The organism is Thioalkalivibrio sp. ALJ3, assembly GCF_000377205.1.
Lineage (GTDB): Bacteria > Pseudomonadota > Gammaproteobacteria > Ectothiorhodospirales > Ectothiorhodospiraceae > Thioalkalivibrio.
In genome coordinates this window covers 43,231-59,971 of sequence record NZ_KB897912.1, presented here as the reverse complement: position 1 = coordinate 59,971, position 16,741 = coordinate 43,231, and the positions used below count along the sequence as shown (strand labels likewise).

General features: G+C 65.5%; 18 protein-coding genes. 16 read left to right on the top strand and 2 right to left on the bottom strand.

The features are described from left to right. Positions 1-4: 4 nt before the first annotated feature. The 14 genes from dcd to arfB all read left to right on the top strand — a co-directional run bounded on the left by dcd (position 5) and on the right by arfB (position 11,782). Complete coding sequence (dcd, locus tag C935_RS0112200; protein ID WP_012983152.1) at positions 5-571, top strand: dCTP deaminase; 567 nt, start codon at positions 5-7, stop codon at positions 569-571. A 39-nt stretch (positions 572-610) separates the two neighbouring features. Then, positions 611-1,516: a carbamate kinase gene (locus C935_RS0112195; protein WP_018862777.1), complete on the top strand. Its 906-nt coding sequence runs from the start codon at positions 611-613 to the stop codon at positions 1,514-1,516. Positions 1,517-1,626: 110 nt separating this feature from the next. After that, positions 1,627-1,836, top strand: a complete 210-nt coding sequence (locus C935_RS0112190) for a hypothetical protein (RefSeq protein WP_018862776.1) — start codon at positions 1,627-1,629, stop codon at positions 1,834-1,836. A 155-nt stretch (positions 1,837-1,991) separates the two neighbouring features. Next, complete coding sequence (ilvB, locus tag C935_RS0112185) at positions 1,992-3,710, top strand: biosynthetic-type acetolactate synthase large subunit (protein WP_018862775.1); 1,719 nt, start codon at positions 1,992-1,994, stop codon at positions 3,708-3,710. A gap of 22 nt (positions 3,711-3,732) precedes the next feature. Further along, positions 3,733-4,227 (top strand): acetolactate synthase small subunit, encoded by a 495-nt coding sequence (gene ilvN, locus C935_RS0112180; protein WP_012983148.1) that lies wholly within the window; start codon positions 3,733-3,735, stop codon positions 4,225-4,227. 92 nt (positions 4,228-4,319) lie between these two features. After that, entirely contained in the window at positions 4,320-5,336 is a 1,017-nt protein-coding gene (ilvC, locus tag C935_RS0112175) for a ketol-acid reductoisomerase (RefSeq protein WP_018862774.1), read from the top strand. Between the two features lie 64 nt (positions 5,337-5,400). Then, the gene (locus tag C935_RS0112170; protein ID WP_018862773.1) at positions 5,401-6,069 is read left to right on the top strand and encodes a phosphatidylserine decarboxylase; all 669 of its coding nucleotides are present in this window, start codon (positions 5,401-5,403) and stop codon (positions 6,067-6,069) included. Then, positions 6,066-6,875 carry a CDP-diacylglycerol--serine O-phosphatidyltransferase gene (pssA, locus tag C935_RS0112165; RefSeq protein WP_018862772.1) on the top strand — a complete coding sequence of 270 codons (810 nt, stop codon included), beginning with the start codon at positions 6,066-6,068 and terminating at the stop codon, positions 6,873-6,875. The genes C935_RS0112170 and pssA overlap by 4 nt, the downstream gene beginning before the upstream one ends. Before the next feature lie 3 nt (positions 6,876-6,878). Then, positions 6,879-7,670 (top strand): uracil-DNA glycosylase, encoded by a 792-nt coding sequence (locus tag C935_RS0112160; RefSeq protein WP_081616611.1) that lies wholly within the window; start codon positions 6,879-6,881, stop codon positions 7,668-7,670. Positions 7,671-7,763: 93 nt separating this feature from the next. Continuing rightward, the gene (gene rimI, locus C935_RS0112155) at positions 7,764-8,243 is read left to right on the top strand and encodes a ribosomal protein S18-alanine N-acetyltransferase (RefSeq protein ID WP_026278791.1); all 480 of its coding nucleotides are present in this window, start codon (positions 7,764-7,766) and stop codon (positions 8,241-8,243) included. Between the two features lie 157 nt (positions 8,244-8,400). Next, positions 8,401-9,204: a tetratricopeptide repeat protein gene (locus C935_RS0112150; protein WP_018868740.1), complete on the top strand. Its 804-nt coding sequence runs from the start codon at positions 8,401-8,403 to the stop codon at positions 9,202-9,204. Between the two features lie 144 nt (positions 9,205-9,348). Then, entirely contained in the window at positions 9,349-10,941 is a 1,593-nt protein-coding gene (locus C935_RS0112145; RefSeq protein WP_018862768.1) for a peptide chain release factor 3, read from the top strand. Between the two features lie 109 nt (positions 10,942-11,050). Next, positions 11,051-11,362, top strand: a complete 312-nt coding sequence (locus C935_RS0112140) for a hypothetical protein (protein WP_231367716.1) — start codon at positions 11,051-11,053, stop codon at positions 11,360-11,362. Next, on the top strand, positions 11,363-11,782 hold the full coding sequence (arfB, locus tag C935_RS0112135; protein ID WP_018862766.1) for an alternative ribosome rescue aminoacyl-tRNA hydrolase ArfB: 420 nt from the start codon (positions 11,363-11,365) through the stop codon (positions 11,780-11,782). It abuts the gene before it with no gap. Between the two features lie 296 nt (positions 11,783-12,078). On the opposite strand, the gene C935_RS0112130 is transcribed toward arfB, so the two are convergent. Beyond that, a complete protein-coding gene (locus tag C935_RS0112130; protein ID WP_026278790.1) occupies positions 12,079-12,804 on the bottom strand; it encodes an HAD family hydrolase in 726 nt (241 codons plus the stop codon). A gap of 123 nt (positions 12,805-12,927) precedes the next feature. Between C935_RS0112130 and C935_RS0112125 the strand changes: the two genes are divergently transcribed. Both C935_RS0112125 and C935_RS0112120 read left to right on the top strand, forming a co-directional pair. Further along, positions 12,928-13,509: a cytochrome b gene (locus tag C935_RS0112125; RefSeq protein ID WP_018862764.1), complete on the top strand. Its 582-nt coding sequence runs from the start codon at positions 12,928-12,930 to the stop codon at positions 13,507-13,509. A 297-nt stretch (positions 13,510-13,806) separates the two neighbouring features. Beyond that, entirely contained in the window at positions 13,807-15,402 is a 1,596-nt protein-coding gene (locus C935_RS0112120; RefSeq protein WP_018862763.1) for a hypothetical protein, read from the top strand. On the opposite strand, the gene C935_RS0112115 is transcribed toward C935_RS0112120, so the two are convergent. Beyond that, a complete protein-coding gene (locus C935_RS0112115; RefSeq protein ID WP_018862762.1) occupies positions 15,399-16,739 on the bottom strand; it encodes a TlpA disulfide reductase family protein in 1,341 nt (446 codons plus the stop codon). The two genes, C935_RS0112120 and C935_RS0112115, sit on opposite strands and share 4 nt — an antisense overlap. Positions 16,740-16,741 lie beyond the last annotated feature (2 nt).

Genomic DNA, 16,741 nt, shown 5'->3' with positions numbered 1-16,741 from the left:
GCAGATGAGCATCAAGTCGGACCGCTGGATCCGGGAGATGGCCGAAACGAAGGGCATGATCGAGCCCTTCGAGCCCGGTCAGGTCCGCTATCACGACGAGCAGCGTATCGTCTCCTACGGCACGTCCAGCTACGGCTACGACGTGCGCTGCTCGGACCATTTCAAGATCTTCACCAACATCAACTCGAGCATCGTCGACCCCAAGGGCTTCGATGAGGGCAGCTTTGTAGACGTGCACTCCGATGTCTGCATCATCCCGCCCAACTCCTTTGCGCTGGCGCATACCGTCGAGTACTTCCGCATCCCGCGCGACGTGCTGACCATCTGCCTCGGCAAATCGACCTACGCGCGCTGCGGCATCATCGTGAACGTGACCCCGCTGGAACCCGAGTGGGAAGGCCACGTGACCCTGGAGTTCTCCAACACCACGCCGCTGCCAGCCAAGATCTACGCCAATGAGGGTGTGGCGCAGATGCTGTTCCTGCAGTCCGACGAGGTCTGCGAGACCTCATACAAGGACCGCGGTGGCAAGTACCAGGGCCAGCGTGGCGTCACCCTGCCCCGGACCTGACGTCCACCGTTCCACCAGGACATTACTGAGGAGGCCGCCATGCGCATCGTGATCGCGCTGGGCGGAAACGCCCTGCTGCAACGCGGCGAGACGCCGTCGGCCGAGGGCCAGCGGCGCAACGCCCGTGCCGCGGCGCGGGCCATCGCCGATGTAGCCAATGAGCACGAGGTCGTGGTAACGCACGGCAATGGTCCGCAGGTCGGGTTGCTGGCCAGCCAGGCGGAGGCCGATTCCATCCACTGGCCGCTGGATGTGGTCGGCGCCGAGAGCCACGGGATGATCGGCTACATCCTCGCGCAGGAACTGCACAACGCCCTGGGCCATGACCGGATCGCCAGCCTCCTGACGCAGACCGAAGTCGACCCGGAGGATCCGGCGTTTGCCCGCCCCGAGAAGTTCATCGGCCCGACCTGGGAAGAATCCCGGGCGCATGCGCTGGCCGAGGAGCGCGGTTGGGATATCGCCCGCGACAGTAACGGCTGGCGGCGCGTGGTGGCTTCGCCGGAGCCGCAGAAGGTGCTGGGCGTCGAGGCGGTGCGGACCCTGGTCGACGGCGGATCCCTCGCGATCTGCGCGGGCGGCGGCGGCGTGCCGGTCGCGCGTGACGACAAAGGTCGCCTGTACGGTATCGAGGCAGTGGTGGACAAGGACCTGACCGCCGCGCGACTGGCGGTAGAGCTGGAGGCGGACTGGCTCCTGATGTTGACGGATGTTGATGGTGTCTACTGGAATTGGGGCGAGCCCGACGCTACGCGACTCAAGGCGTTGCTGGTGAGCGCGGTCGACCCCGCGACGTTTCCGGCCGGGTCGATGGGTCCGAAGATGGAGGCCGCCCGGCGTGTGGCCGGACAGGGCGCCCGGGCCGGCATCGGGGCGCTCGAGGACGCCGCCGCGATCGTTGCGGGGCAGGCCGGGACACGGATCCTGCCGGTGGGGGCGTCGTAGAGTCCGGACCCGCGCGGGAATCAGCGTCTCGCCGTGGTGGATTGTTGCCAAGCCACTGGTCTCGCGGCAAGCTCGCCCGTTCACGCCCCTGTCTCGCAAGGAAGAATGCTATGTATCGCCATACCCGCATCACTGGATTCCTCGTTCTGTCCATGGCCGCCACGTTTGTGCTGGTGGGTTGCGGAGGCGAGGAAGAGGAGATGAACCCGCCGCAGGGTCTGGAACAGCAGATGGCGCCGCAGGACATGTCCAGTGACGATGCCCGCCGCCCGACCAACCCCGGCCTGCCCGCGGCGGACGTGAAGAAGTCGGACGACTGAAACCGGCTGTCTGCGCCTGCTCCTGGACGATTTCCTGCTCGCTGCGTGCTGGGAAAAATCGTCATTTCATATTAGGATGTTGGGCTATTTTGATTCCTGATGCGTGATCCCGCGACGATCACGCGCGAGCCCTTAAGGTAAGGAAGTCGACCACCATGTCCGAGACCGCAAGCTCCTCCACCGCCATCACCGGCGCCGAAATCTTCTGCCGCAGCCTGCAGGCCGAGGGTGTCGACGTCGTATTCGGGTATCCCGGCGGGGCGGTACTGCACATCTATGATGCGCTGTATCGCCAGGACAAGGTTTCGCACGTACTGGTGCGACACGAGCAGGGCGCGGTGCACGCGGCCGAGGGCTATGCCAAGTCCTCCGACAAGCCGGGTGTCGCGCTGGTCACATCCGGTCCCGGCGCGACCAATGCGATTACCGGGATCGCCGATGCCTACATGGACTCGGTGCCGCTGGTCGTCTTCACCGGCCAGGTGCCGACCAGCCTGATCGGCAACGATGCTTTCCAGGAAGTGGATACCGTGGGGATTACCCGACCCTGCGTGAAGCACAACTTCCTGGTCAAGGACGTGAAGGACCTGGCGACCACGATCAAGAAGGCCTTCTACGTGGCGACCACCGGCCGCCCCGGACCGGTGGTCGTGGATATCCCGAAGGATGTGACGGCGGCGAGCTGCGAGTTCGAGTATCCCGAGTCCATCCACATGCGCTCGTACAACCCGACCTCTGGCGGCTATACCGGCCAGATCGACAAGGCGGTGGACCTGATCCTGTCGGCGAAGCAGCCGATGATCTACACCGGCGGGGGCGTGATCCTGGGCAAGGGCTCCGAGGCGCTGACCGAATTTACCCGCAAGCTCGGCTACCCGATCACCAACACGTTGATGGGGCTTGGCGGCTATCCGTCGTCGGACAAGCAGTTCCTCGGCATGCTGGGCATGCACGGGACCTACGAGGCCAACATGGCCATGCACCACGCCGACGTGCTGATCGCGATCGGCGCGCGCTTTGACGACCGCGTGACCGGCAACATCGAGAAGTTCTGCCCGCACGCGAAGATCGTTCATGTCGATGTAGACCCGTCCTCGATCTCCAAGAACGTGAAGGTCGACGTGCCCATCGTCGGCGAGGTGGAGCCGGTGCTGCGTGCGCTGATCAAGGCGCTGGACGCCGCCAACGCGAAGCCGGACCCGGAGGCGCTGGACGCCTGGTGGAAGCAGATCCGCGAGTGGCAGTCGCAGGACTGCCTGAAGTACGACCGCGATTCCGAGCTGATCAAGCCGCAGTACGTGGTACAGAAGTTCTGGGAGCTGACCCAGGGCGAAGCCTTTGTGACCTCGGACGTCGGCCAGCACCAGATGTGGGCCGCCCAGTTCTACGGCTTCGACAAGCCCAACCGCTGGATCAATTCGGGCGGTCTGGGGACGATGGGCGTAGGCCTGCCGTTCGCGATGGGCGTGCAGTTCGCCCATCCGGATGCGACGGTCGGCTGCATCACCGGCGAGGCCAGCATCCAGATGTGCATCCAGGAGCTGTCGACCTGCTACCAGTACCAGTTGCCGATCAAGATCCTGAACCTGAACAACCGCTATCTGGGCATGGTCCGGCAGTGGCAGGAGTTCTTCTACCAGGGGCGCTACGCGATGTCCTACATGGATGCGCTGCCCGATTTCGTGAAGCTGGCCGAGGCGTATGGCCATGTGGGCATGCGCATCGACCAGCCGGGCGATGTCGAGGGCGCAATCAAGGAGGCCCTCGCGCAGAAGGAGCGCCTGGTGTTTTTGGACTTCATCACCGACCAGTCCGAGAACGTCTATCCGATGATCCCGGCCGGCGCCGGCCAGAACGAAATGATCCTGGTCTGAACCGGGTACAGGGAAGAGCCGTATGCGTCATATCATCAGTGTCCTGCTGGAAAACGAATCCGGTGCCCTCTCGCGGGTGGCCGGCCTGTTCTCCGCGCGTGGCTACAACATCGAATCGCTGACCGTCGCGCCGACCGACGACCCGTCGCTGTCGCGCATGACCATCGTGACCAGTGGTTCCGACGAGATCGTCGAGCAGATCACCAAGCAGCTGAACAAGCTGGTCGACGTGATCAAGCTGCTGGACATGACCGCTCACCCGCACATCGAGCGCGAGATGGCCCTGATCAAGGTGCGTGTCGGCGAGGCGGCCGATCGGGAAGAGGTCAAGCGCCTGACCGATATCTTCCGCGGTCGCATCATCGACGTGACCCAGCAGACCTACGTGATCGAGATCACCGGCGAAGGCTCCAAGCTGGATGCCTTCCTCGAGGCGGTCTCGCCGTTCCCGGTGCTGGAGGTCGTGCGCTCGGGTGTGATGGGCATCGCCCGCGGCGACGTCGCGCTGCAACTGTAATCGCCTTCGCTTTTGTTCGTGCCGGCCAGGCACGGGCTTTTTGATTCGTCATCGGCCCCCTGGCGGGGCCTGTTGCCAAGGAAATGACTGCCATGAATCTGTACTACGACAAAGACGCCGACCTCTCCATCATCCAGGGCATGAAGGTCGCGATCATCGGCTATGGCTCGCAGGGCCACGCCCATGCGAACAACCTGAAGGACTCCGGTGTGGACGTGACCGTGGGCCTGCGCGAGGGCTCCGGCTCGCGCGCCAAGGCCGAGGAGGCCGGTCTGAAGGTTGCCGATGTCGATGCCGCGACCGCCGGTGCCGATCTGATCATGGTGTTGGCCCCGGACGAGTACCAGGCGGCCCTGTACCGTGACGTGCTGGAGCCCAACCTGAAGCAGGGCGCGACCCTGGCCTTCGCCCACGGCTTCGCGATCCACTACAACCAGATCGAGCCGCGCAAGGACCTGGACGTGATCATGATCGCGCCCAAGGCCCCGGGTCACACCGTGCGCTCCGAGTTCGTGCGTGGCGGCGGCATCCCCGACCTGATCGCAATCCAGCAGGACGCCTCCGGCAAGGCCCGCGACATCGCAATGTCCTACGCCTCCGCGATCGGCGGCGGCCGCACCGGCATCATCGAGACGACCTTCAAGGACGAGACCGAGACCGACCTGTTTGGCGAGCAGGCCGTGCTGTGTGGCGGGGCGGTGGAACTGGTCAAGGCCGGTTTCGAGACCCTGACCGAGGCCGGCTATGCCCCGGAGATGGCCTACTTCGAGTGCCTGCACGAACTCAAGCTGATCGTCGACCTGATGTACGAGGGCGGCATCGCCAACATGAACTACTCGATCTCCAACAACGCCGAGTACGGCGAGTACGTGACCGGCCCGCAGGTGATCAACGAAGAGTCGCGCTGGGCGATGCGCGAGGCGCTGAAGAATATCCAGAATGGCGAGTACGCCAAGCAGTTCATCCTGGAAGGCGCGATGAACTACCCGTCGATGACCGCCAACCGCCGCCTGAACGCCGCCCACGAGATCGAGCAGGTGGGCGAACGCCTGCGTGCGATGATGCCGTGGATCAAGGCCAACCAGCTGGTCGACAAGTCCCGCAACTGATCCGTCGGGGTCGGCCCGGGGCGCTGGCCTCGGGTCGCGCACCCGCGCTCCCTCCGAGAACCCCATGCTGTTTCCGCTTGCCCCCGAAGGCCGCCTGTTCGTGATCATTGCTGCCTGGATGGCAGTGATCTCGCTGCTGGTCGGAGAGGCGGAGCTGGGCGTTTTCATGGTGCTGCTGACCGTGGCGCTGATGGGGCTCTTCCGCGATCTTCGGCGCAAGGCGGCGGCACCGGCGCTTGGAGTGATCGCCCCGGCCGACGGCACGGTGGAGGCGATTGACGAGGCAACCGATCCCTTTACCGGCAAGCCCGCCCGGCGTATCCGCATTCGTCAGCGGCGTCTGGGGGAATACAATGTCCATGCACCACAGGAATCGAAAGTGGTGGAGCGGATCTGGCCGGGCAAGGAAACGGACAGCCCGCCGGATGGACAACTGGATCATCGCGCGGCTTTCGCGTTGGTGACGGACGAGGGCACACGCCTGACGCTTGCCCTGTCGGTCAACCACTGGCCACGCATGATCCGTCTGCAGAACGTGGTGCCTGGCAACCGACTCGGGCGCGGCAAACGCATGGGTTTCGCCGGATTCGGTGCTACCTTCGAAGTCTGGCTGCCCGCCGGGTCCCAGGTGATGGCCCAGGTTGGCCAGAAGGTGCTGGCGGGCTCTACCGTGATTGGGGGTCTGCCGGAGGCCAGTGGCGAGGTGGGCGCGACCGTGGAGGTGCTGGAGTGACGCCGGATGACGAGGGATCAAGCGATATTGACGAGATGAACGGGGGCGACGACCGGCACGAGGGCCGTGCCCGACGTCGTCGCGGGATCTTCCTGTTGCCCAACCTGTTTACCACCGGGGTGCTGTTCTCCGGCTTTTTCGCCATCGTCTCCGCGATCAATGGCGAGTTTACGACCGCCGCGATCGCAGTGTTCGTTGCCATGGTCCTGGATACGCTGGATGGCCGCGTGGCGCGGATGACGGACACGCAAAGCGAGTTCGGTGCGCAGTACGACTCGCTCTCCGACCTGGTTTCCTTCGGGGTGGCCCCGGCCCTGGTCGTGTACCTGTGGCAGCTGCAGGATCTGGGCAATCTCGGCTGGGTAGCGGCCTTCTTCTTTGCCACCGCCGCGGCACTGCGGCTGGCGCGCTTCAACAGCCGTCTGGCCGTCGTCGACAAGCGGTTCTTCCAGGGGCTGCCGAGCCCCGCCGCCGCTGCATTGGTGGTGGGGATGGTCTGGGTGCTGGAAGACCTAGGGATTCCGGCAGACCTGGCCGATCCGTACGTGATCGCGATCCTGATCGTGACGGTGCTCGCGGGTGCGGCGATGGTCAGTAATCTGACCTACTTCAGTTTCAAGGACATGGACTTCAAGCATCGCGTGCCCTTCCTGGCGATCGTCGGGGTGGTGGGGGCACTGATGCTACTGGCGCTGGACCCGCCCAAGGTCCTGTGGGCGGGATTCGTGATCTATGGCCTCTCCGGGCCCCTGCTGACGCTGGAACGTTGGCGCCGCCATCGTCGCCGTACACCATCGGGGGATTGACGCGTGGATCTGTCGGCGCGCAAACGCCGTATCCTGGCCGATATGGGGATTCCGGTCTGGCGTGCCCGGGAGGGGGCTTTGGATACCGCGGTGGAAGCCCCGGCGTCCGAGCCAGCTTCACCGGCGATAGGCCCCCGGGTCGATGTGGCCTCTGCGTCAGCCGTGCCCCCCGAGCCTTCCGAGGCGCTCGCGCCTCCCGTGAATACGCCGGTTGAAGGCGAGGTCGCGGCACTCGGCTGGCCGGAACTCGAAGCACGAGTGCGCGACTGCACGGCCTGCGCCGAGCTTGCCAGTCAGCGTACGCAGACGGTGTTTGGCGTGGGCGATCGCCGCGCCCGGTGGCTGTTTGTCGGCGAGGCCCCCGGGGCCGAGGAAGACCGTCGAGGCGAGCCGTTTGTCGGGCGTGCCGGCCAGTTGCTGGACAACATGCTGGCGGCACTGGGCCTTGATCGGCGACAGGATGTGTTTATCGCCAACGTGCTGAAGTGCCGGCCGCCGAACAACCGCGACCCCAGCCCCGAGGAGTCCCGGGCCTGCCGTGGCTTCCTCGACCGCCAGATCGCGCTGGTGCAGCCCGAGGTGATCGTTGCGCTGGGGCGTATCGCCGCCCAGCATCTGCTGGAGACCGATCAGCCGCTGGGCCGTCTGCGTGGCGGCCCGCATCGGTATCGGGAAGTGCCGTTGGTGGTGACCTATCATCCGGCCTATCTTTTGCGGAAGCCGCAGGACAAGGCCAAGGTCTGGCAGGATCTGCGGCGCGCGCGGGGGTGTCTGACCAGTGCTCCCGGCTCTTGACCCCACCTGGGGTGTGTATTCGGGAACGTCGCCAACAGCTACCCACCTATATCTTCAGACAGGAATTCACCCCAGGAGACCCAGCCCCGCGTCATGAGTGCCGAGCCGCAAGTACAACCCCGGATGCGCCGCATGCTGGCCGAGGATGTCGAGCGTGTAATGGGCATCGAGCGCGAGGCCTACCACTATCCCTGGACCGCGCGCATCTTCGAGGACTGCATCCGGGTCGGCTACGACTGCTGGATCCTGGAGGTCGACGAGCGCCAGGTGGGTCATGCCGTACTGACGGTGGCGGCCGGCGAGGCACATCTGCTGAACCTGACGATCGACCGACGCTGGCAGGGGTATGGGCTGGGGCGCTACATGCTGCGCCGTCTGCTCGACTATGCCTGCGAGCAGCAGGCCGAGGCTCTGTTTCTGGAGGTGCGCCCCTCCAATGTCGCGGCGCTCCAGCTCTACCGCTCGGAGGGGTTCGAACACATCGGCACCCGGCCGCGCTATTACCCGCTGCACAGCGGACGCGAGGATGCCTGGGTGCTGAGCCGCCGCTGCGCGGCGCCGGCCGGGGCGTGACGCCAGGATTCGTGACATCAAACGCGTTTTGCGGGCTTTCGCGGGCGTTTTGCGAAGCCGGGTTCACGTCCCGGTGCGTTCGTTTTGCGCGCAGGACGGGGGGCAGTCTATGATCATAGCCGGCATTGATGCCGGAATTCCCTGCGAGGCTGCCCTCATGTCCCGATCCCTGCGTGCGTTGTTTGTTTCTCTCCCCCTGACATTACCGCTGGCCCTTGGAGCTGGTGTCGTCCAGGCCCAGGATTTTGGCTACGACGAGGTTGAGCGCCAGCAGGAGTTGCTCGGGGTCTGGTACGAGATTCGCGAGAGCAATGCCCAGCGGGGTGATACGCGGGCGATGTTCGACGTTGGAATGGCCAACTACGTGGGGCGTGGCACCGACGTGGACTATGACGCGGCGCTGCGCTGGTTCGCGCGTGCGGCGGACGAGGACCATGCGGGGGCGCATTACTATCTCGGTTTCATGTTTTCCTCCGGGCGTGGTACGTCAGTGGATGAAGACAAGGCTCTTGAGCACTACACCCGCTCGGCCGAACTGGGCTATGCGGACGCGCAATACTGGCTGGGCAGTCACTACGCCCGTAACGAACGGTCGAACGGCGAGGCCCTGGAGTGGCTGGGCAAGGCGGCGGAACAGGGACAGGTCTCGGCCAAGTACTACTACGGCTTCCTGCATGAAACGGGACGGGGGACGAACCCGGATCCGGCCAAGGCCGCCCAGTGGTATACCAAGGCTGCGGAACGCGGTGATCGCAACTCGCAGATCGGCCTGGGGCGTCTGCATCAGAACGGGCAGGGTGTGGAGCGCGATCTGGTCGAAGCCTACGTCTGGTATTCCCTGGCCGAGGACAGCGAGCGCCTGGAGGCCGTCAAGACGCGCATGAGTCAGCGCGATCTGGATCTTGCCCAGGGCCGCCTGGACGAACAGTCCGCCGCGATCCAGCGAGCTTCTGCACGCTGATTCTCCCCGTCCTGCTGTTCCCGGCAGATACGAACGGCCCCGGGTTTCGGTCCGGGGCCGTTTGCGTCAGGGGCACCGGGTAAACGCCACGCCAGGCCCGTTTTCGCGTTAAACTGCCGCGCTTCATTCAGGCGGCCCAAGAAAATGTCCTTTCCCGAGGAAACCGCCCGGCGCCGGACGTTCGCGATCATCTCGCACCCGGACGCGGGCAAGACCACCATGACCGAAAAGCTCCTGCTGTACGGCGGCGCGATCCAGCTCGCCGGTACGGTCAAGGGGCGCAAGTCCTCGCGCCACGCCACCTCCGACTGGATGGAGATGGAGAAATCGCGCGGCATCTCGGTGACCTCGTCGGTGATGCAGTACCCGTACAAGGGACGCATCGTGAACCTGCTGGACACTCCGGGCCATGCCGACTTCTCGGAGGACACGTACCGTACGCTGACCGCCGTGGACTCCGCGTTAATGGTGATTGACGCGGCCAAGGGCGTGGAGGAACGCACCATCAAGCTGATGGAGGTCTGCCGGCTGCGTGACACACCGATCATGACCTTCGTCAACAAGATGGACCGCGAGGGCCGAGATCCGATCGAGCTGCTCGACGAGGTCGAAGAGGTGCTGAAGATCCAGTGCGCCCCGATCACTTGGCCGATCGGTTCCGGCAAGCGCTTTCGCGGTGTCTACCATCTGCGCCGTGATGCGGTGCACCTGTACGACCCGGAAGAGGGCGGAAAGAAGTCCACCGGCGAGATCATCGAGGGGCTGGACAACCCGCGGCTGGACGAGGTGCTCGGCGATCAGGCGCAGGAGCTGCGTGACGAAATGGAGCTGGTGCAGGGTGCCTCGCACGAATTCGACCCGGGGGCCTACCTTCGCGGTGAGCAGACCCCGGTGTTTTTCGGCTCCGCGATCAACAACTTCGGCATCGAGGAGCTGCTCGACGACTTCGTCGAGTACGCCCCGGGCCCGCTGCCGCGCCCAACCCATTCGCGCAGGGTCGAACCCACCGAGGAGAAGTTCACCGGCTTCGTGTTCAAGATCCAGGCGAACATGGACCCGAATCATCGCGACCGCATCGCGTTTATGCGCATCTGCTCGGGCACCTTCGACAAGGGTGCCAAACTCCGCCATGTGCGCATCGGGCGCGACGTGAAGATCCCGGATGCCCTGACGTTCATGGCGTCTGACCGCGAGCATGTAGAAACCGCATACCCCGGCGACATTATCGGCATCCACAACCATGGCACCATCCGCATTGGTGATACTTTCACCCAGGGCGAGGAGCTGACCTTTACGGGTGTGCCGAACTTCGCGCCGGAGCTGTTCCGCCGGGCGCAGCTGAAGGACCCGCTGAAGATGAAACAGCTCTCCAAGGGGTTGCAGGAGTTGTGCGAGGAGGGCGCGACGCAGCTCTACCGTCCGCTGACCAGTAACGACCTGATCCTTGGCGCGGTTGGCGTGCTGCAGTTCGACGTGGTCGCCGAGCGCCTGCGCACCGAGTACAAGGTGGAGGCGCAGTTCGAGAACGTGAACGTCCAGACCGCTCGCTGGGTCGAATGTGACGATCCGAAGAAACTCGAGGAGTTCAAGGAGAAGGCCGCGGCCAACCTGGCGATCGACCATGGTGGCGATCTGGTCTATATCGCCCCCACGCGGGTGAACCTTCAGATGGCTCAGGAGAAGTGGCCGGAGATCCGTTTCGAGGCCACGCGCGAGCACGGCCAGCCAACGGAGTAGGGGCTCGACTGTGGGGCGGGGCCCTGGTGCCGGACTGGTTCCAGGACATCGCCGCAGCACCTGTGGCGCCTCGCGCTGACGGTGGACATGACAGACGCCGGAGGGATGTATGGCACGACGACTTCGATGGATGCCGGTAGTGGCAGTGCTTCTGGCGCTGGGGATCAGCGGTTGCGCGGTGCACAAGACCGAGACGCGGGCGGACGGGCCGGAGCCTCGTCCGGGGACGGTCCAGCAGATGAACCCGTTTCTGCACTTCCTGGAAACCCGGCCGAGTCCGGAGGAGTTCGAACGCGTCTACCCGGACGTGACCCTCGTGCTGCCGGGCGAGATTGCGACCCACGAGTACCGCCAGGACAACTCGCGCTTTTTCGCGGAGCTGGATGACGAGGGCCGAATCAAGGACGGCGACTTTCGCTGAATGGTTCTTCGCATCTCCAACAGCGTCGCGGTGCCCGAAGACGAGATCGAACTGACGGCGATCCGGGCCCAGGGCGCGGGCGGACAGAATGTGAACAAGGTCGCCTCGGCCATCCACCTGCGTTTCGACATCCGCGCCTCCAGCCTGCCCGACGTCTACAAGCAGCGCCTGCTGCGCCGTCGTGACCAGCGCATCAGCAAGGATGGTGTGGTGGTGATCAAGGCTCAGCAGCACCGCACCCAGGAGGCCAACCGCGAGGATGCGCTGGAGCGCCTGAGCGAACTCCTGCGCGAGGCGGGCCGCCCGATCAAGACGCGCAAGCCGACCCGGCCTACACGCGCCTCCAAGCTGCGTCGTCTTGAGGGCAAGACCCACCGTGGCCGCAAGAAGGCCCTGCGCGGCCGCGTTGATCCCGACTGAGGGGGTGGGGCTGCGGCGATGGACGCCTAGGGAGACGCTGATTTAATCGCACGTCCGCGCTCGAGTCGCTTTTGCGTGCGAACAAGGCGCGGTGACTGCCGTGCAGTCATTCTGCACAAGGGAACCGCAACGCTGTTCGCGCGCAAAAGCGGCCGAGCCCCTTCGGGGTTGGTGCCCCCTGTTCCCCGATCCTGCGTTGCGCCGCTTGCGGGTAGAACCACTACCCGCTGCACGACGCGCCTTGTCTCGGAAAACAGGGGGCACCAACGCGGACGTGCGATTAAATCAGCGTCTCCCTAGTCGATCCCGAGATGTCGGGGCAACTGGCCCAGGCGGCCCAGTGTCAGCACCGGTCGGGGCCGCCCGTGTTCCCAGGGCAGCGCGTCGGGGTTGAACCAGGCCGCATGGAACCCGGCGTTCAGGGCCCCGAGGACGTCGCTGGTGCTGTCATCGCCCACATGCAGGATCCGTTCGGGGTCGACGCCGGCCTGCTCGCGGGCTTGTGCGAAGATTACCGGGTCGGGCTTGGCCGCGCCGGCCTCGCCCGCCGCGATCGCGAAGTCGAAATGACGCCCCAGGGGCGTGCGAAAGACATCGGCATTGCCGTTACTGATCGCGCCCAGCCGAAAGTGACGCGACAGCGTGGCGAGTACGCCGTCAGCCTCGGGGAAGGGCGTCACCTCGTTGCGCGCATGCCAGAACACCTCGAATCCCTCGTCGGACAACAAATCAGGACAGCAGCCACAGTCCGTGGCCAGCTCGCGCAGCCAGTGCTTGCGCAGCCGCGTCAGATCGTGGCGTTCATCCTCAGGTGCGGCGCGCATGAAGGCGGCCCGTTCGGCAATCAGCGCCTGCGGATCAAACCGTTCGCAGATGACCGGCGCATGCTCGCGCAGCCAGGCGTAGAAGCGCGCCTCCGCATGTTGGATCACCGGCATCACCGGCCACAGGGTGTCGTCGAGGTCGAACGTCAGGCAGCGTACGCCGGCCAGCGATGGGGTAGTGGGTTCGGGTGAGCGCATGTTCAAAGCATACTGGCCCTGCACGGTGACGGGTGTATCTCGCCAGGCGAGGTGGGGGAACGACGGGTTGCAGGTATCGTGTGTGGGCGGCATGTTGGGGACATACACGAACGGGAGTGCGGGATGGATACGGGCAATACTGGAGAGTGGCCGCGTTACGCCCTGAGCCAGCGGATTGTGCACTGGGCGGTCGCCGTGCTGGTGCTGGGTGCGCTGGCGCTGGGCGGCACCATCGGCTGGTTTGGCTTCGACGGGTTGCAGGACCGCTTTGGCGAGGGCATGACCGACACTATCTATACCTGGCACAAGAGCTTCGGGGTGCTGATTTTGCTGCTGATGCTGGTGCGTGTGGGCCTGCGTCTGCGTCACGGCAAGCCGCCCTACGCGGTCGCGTTGCCTTCGGCCCAGCGCATCGCGGCCGAGTCGGTCCACGGGCTGCTGTATCTGCTGCTGATCGTGATGCCGGTGATCGGCTGGTGGGCGACGGCGGCCGGCGGCTACCCGGTGCAACTGGGTCCGCTGATCCTGCCGGGCCTGTTCCCGGAAAACGAGGCGCTGTCGGAGACCCTGTTCGCCTGGCACCAGATCCTGGGGATCACCATTCTGGTGCTGGCACTGGGCCATATCTCGGCGGCCCTGTACCACTGGCGTGTGCGCCGGGATGGTGTCCTGCAGCGGATGACGTTCGGTTCCCCGCGGCGCTAGGGAGACACTATTAATGTACACGCTCGCGTTGGCACCCCAGGTTCCCCGATCCTGCGTTGCGGCCCTTGCCGGTAGAGCCACTACCGGCTGCGCACCGCGCCTTGTCTCGGAAAACCTGGGGTGCCAACCCCGAAGGGGCTCGGCCGCCTGTTGTTATCAAAAACGGGCGCGCGCACGGCGTTGCGGTTCCCTTGTGCAGAATGACTGCACGGCGGTCGCCGCGCCTCGTTCGCACGCAAAAGCGACTCGAGCGCGAGCGTGTACATAGATCAGTGTTTCCCTAATGTCCGTCCGCCCGTGATCCGACTGCTGCTGACCCTCGCGGCACTCAACGTCGTGCTGCTGGGGCTGGACGTGCCCCGTCACGCGGGAATCGGACCCCACTGGCTGGCCTGGGAAGCGGTCTTGCTGGTAGGGCTGTTCGCGCTGCTGCCCGCCGGGCGGCTGGCACGCGCGTTGGCCTGGCTGGCTGGTTTTATTCTGCTGGCGCTGGTGGTTCTGGCGCTGTTCGATGCCCTGACCCGCATCAGCCTGGTACGTCCCCTGAACGTGATCCAGGACTGGATCCTGCTGGACGCGGTCTGGCGGCTGGTGACCGGCAATCTGGATGTTTGGGCCACGGTGGGGCTGGTGGTCGTCCTGGTCGCGGGGCTGGTCGCGATCATCGCAGGCGCTGCTCGTGGCCTGTTCGCGCTGACCGTGCAGTCGGCACCAGGGCGCCGGATACCCCTGTCCGTCGCGGTCGGGCTGTTCACGCTCGGGCTGGTGGGGGCGCTCGGCTCCATGCGAGGGGCGGCTCCGCCGGGTACGGCCGCGCCCGGGATGGTTTCGGTCCAGGAGCAGATTGTGGCTGGGCAGGGGGCATTGGCGGAGAACCGCGCATTTCGCGAGCGCCTGGAACAGACCCGCGAGCAGGCCGAGGGGCGTCCCTTGCCGGGTCTTGGCGACGTGGATGTGATCCTGGGACTGGTAGAGTCCTACGGGGTCTCGGCCGTGTTCGACGAGCGTTATGCACCGGTGATCGTGCCGAGCCTGGATTTTATCGGCGAGCAACTCGACGACGCGGACCTGCATGTCGTGACTGGCGTACTGGAGGCCCCGATCGCCGGTGGGCAGTCCTGGTTGGCGCAGGCTTCGCTGCTCACGGGCCTGCAAGTGCGCTATGCCGGGCATTACGACGCCCTGCAGGCACAGACCCGCGACACCCTGGTGCAGGACTTTCAGGCCACCGGACACGAGACGGCCATGCTGGCCCCGGCGATCCAGCTCGACTGGCCGGAGGGTCAGTGGTTTCGCTGGGACCGGATCGTCGACAAGCACGGGTTCGAGTACGCCGGGCCACCGTTTTTCTGGGTGACCATGCCGGATCAGTACACCTGGTCGTTCTTCGAACGCGAGATCCGCGGGCCCTCGGAACGTCCGGTATTCGCGATGCTGGCCCTGATCAGTTCGCATGCGCCGTGGACCCCGATCCTGCCGGTGCTGGAGGACTGGGAGGCGATCGGGGACGGCGCGGTCTTCGACGAGTGGGCCGGCAAGGGACCGACCCCGGAGTCGTTGTGGCGGGACTTCGATCGCGTGCGCGAGTACTACGCGGAGTCGGTGCGCTATTCGCTGGAGGTGACCGGGGGCTATGCGGCGCGGTACGTGGACGAGGACACGCTGTTTTTCATGCTGGGCGATCACCAGCCGGCCGCCCTGGTGACCGGTCAGGACGCCAGCTGGGCCGTGCCCGTGCACGTCATCAGCGGCGATCCAGCCTTGCTGGAGCCGTTTCGCGAGTACGGGTTCGTCCCGGGCATGCAGCCGCCCTCGGAGCGGGCGGAGCATGGCTTTGACGCCCTGCGCGGCTGGCTGCGCGAGGCGTTCGGGACGCCGCCCGGCTCGGACTAATCGTCGCCTTCCGGGGCTTCGTAGTCTTCCTCGAGCAGCTCGCGCATCTGGTCGATGACGCCGGGTTCGGTCCACTCGATCGCGCCGAACAGGTAGTAGCGCAGGTTGCCCTCGCGGTCGACGACATAGCTGGTGGGGTAGGCCATCGCGCGCCAGTCGTTCAGCGACTCCTGGTCCGGGTCGAGCAGGATGGTAAACTCGGTTTGCACCTCGTTTTCGATGAAGTCGCGGATGGTCTCTTCGTCTTCGCCAAGATTCACGGCGAGGATGCGAAAGCCCTCTTCGCGCAGCTCGTCTTCCAGTAGCTGCATGGAAGGCATTTCGTGCACGCAGGGCGGGCACCAGCTGGCCCAGAAATTGATCAGCACGACCTCGCCACGATAGTCCTCCAGACGGTGTTCCTCGCCGGCCAGGTCCGGGCGGACCAGTTCGGGCGCCGCGACCGGCTCGTCCAGTGCATCCAGCTGGACGTCGCCGCCGGTGGGCGTGTTCACGCTCAGATCCAGGTCGTCGGATGCGGCGGCGGTGCGCGCGGCGGGCAGGCGCCGCAACAGGTCCATGCCATAGACGAGTTCCTGGTGGAAGGTTTCGCGTGCCAGGAGTTCGGCTTCCATCGCATCGGGGCGGAAAAAGAACCGGTCCCGTAGCTCGGGTAGCAGGCGCGCGCCGACGGTGCTGCCCCCGTCGCTCAGGGTCGAGCGGATCAGCCCGAGGTGCTGGAATTGCGGGGACAGCATGGGCTGGATGATGTAGACCGGCAGGTTGGTGACGCCGACGATGGGCTGCATCTCGGCCTCGTCGGTGTCAACGCCGGTATGCAGGTACGGACTCATCATGATCAGCCCCAGGAGGTGTTCTGCCTCGGGGTGCTCCTCCTGCCAGTGATACAGGCCCGTCAGCAGCCAGGGCAGGGCACGGTCATTGCCGAACACGAAAACCGCACGCTCGTCCTCGGCGTGCGCGGTCTCAATCAGGTCGCCCACGGTCTCGGTCGGCATCTCGTCGAAGCTGGAGGCGGCCTCGGGGAGGAAGTGCCCGGCGAACGGGTCCGCCAGCCAGACTTCGACGCCGGCGGCCTGCAGCGCCAGGGCCTGCTGCCGATGGCCGTCCAGCAGCCCGTGCTCGGACGGGAACCACAGCAGTACGGCCTCGCCATCGGCGGGATAGCGCTCGACCGGGATCTCGGCCCCGCCAGCATCGATGCTGGTGGCGGCGGAGACCGCACCGGTCTGGGCATCGTCCGGGGTCTGTTCGGCAATCTCTTGGGCCAGGGCGGGGCTGGCACACAGGGCGCCAGTCAGGAGCAGGGCGTTGAGCCACAGGGGCAAACGGGTCATGG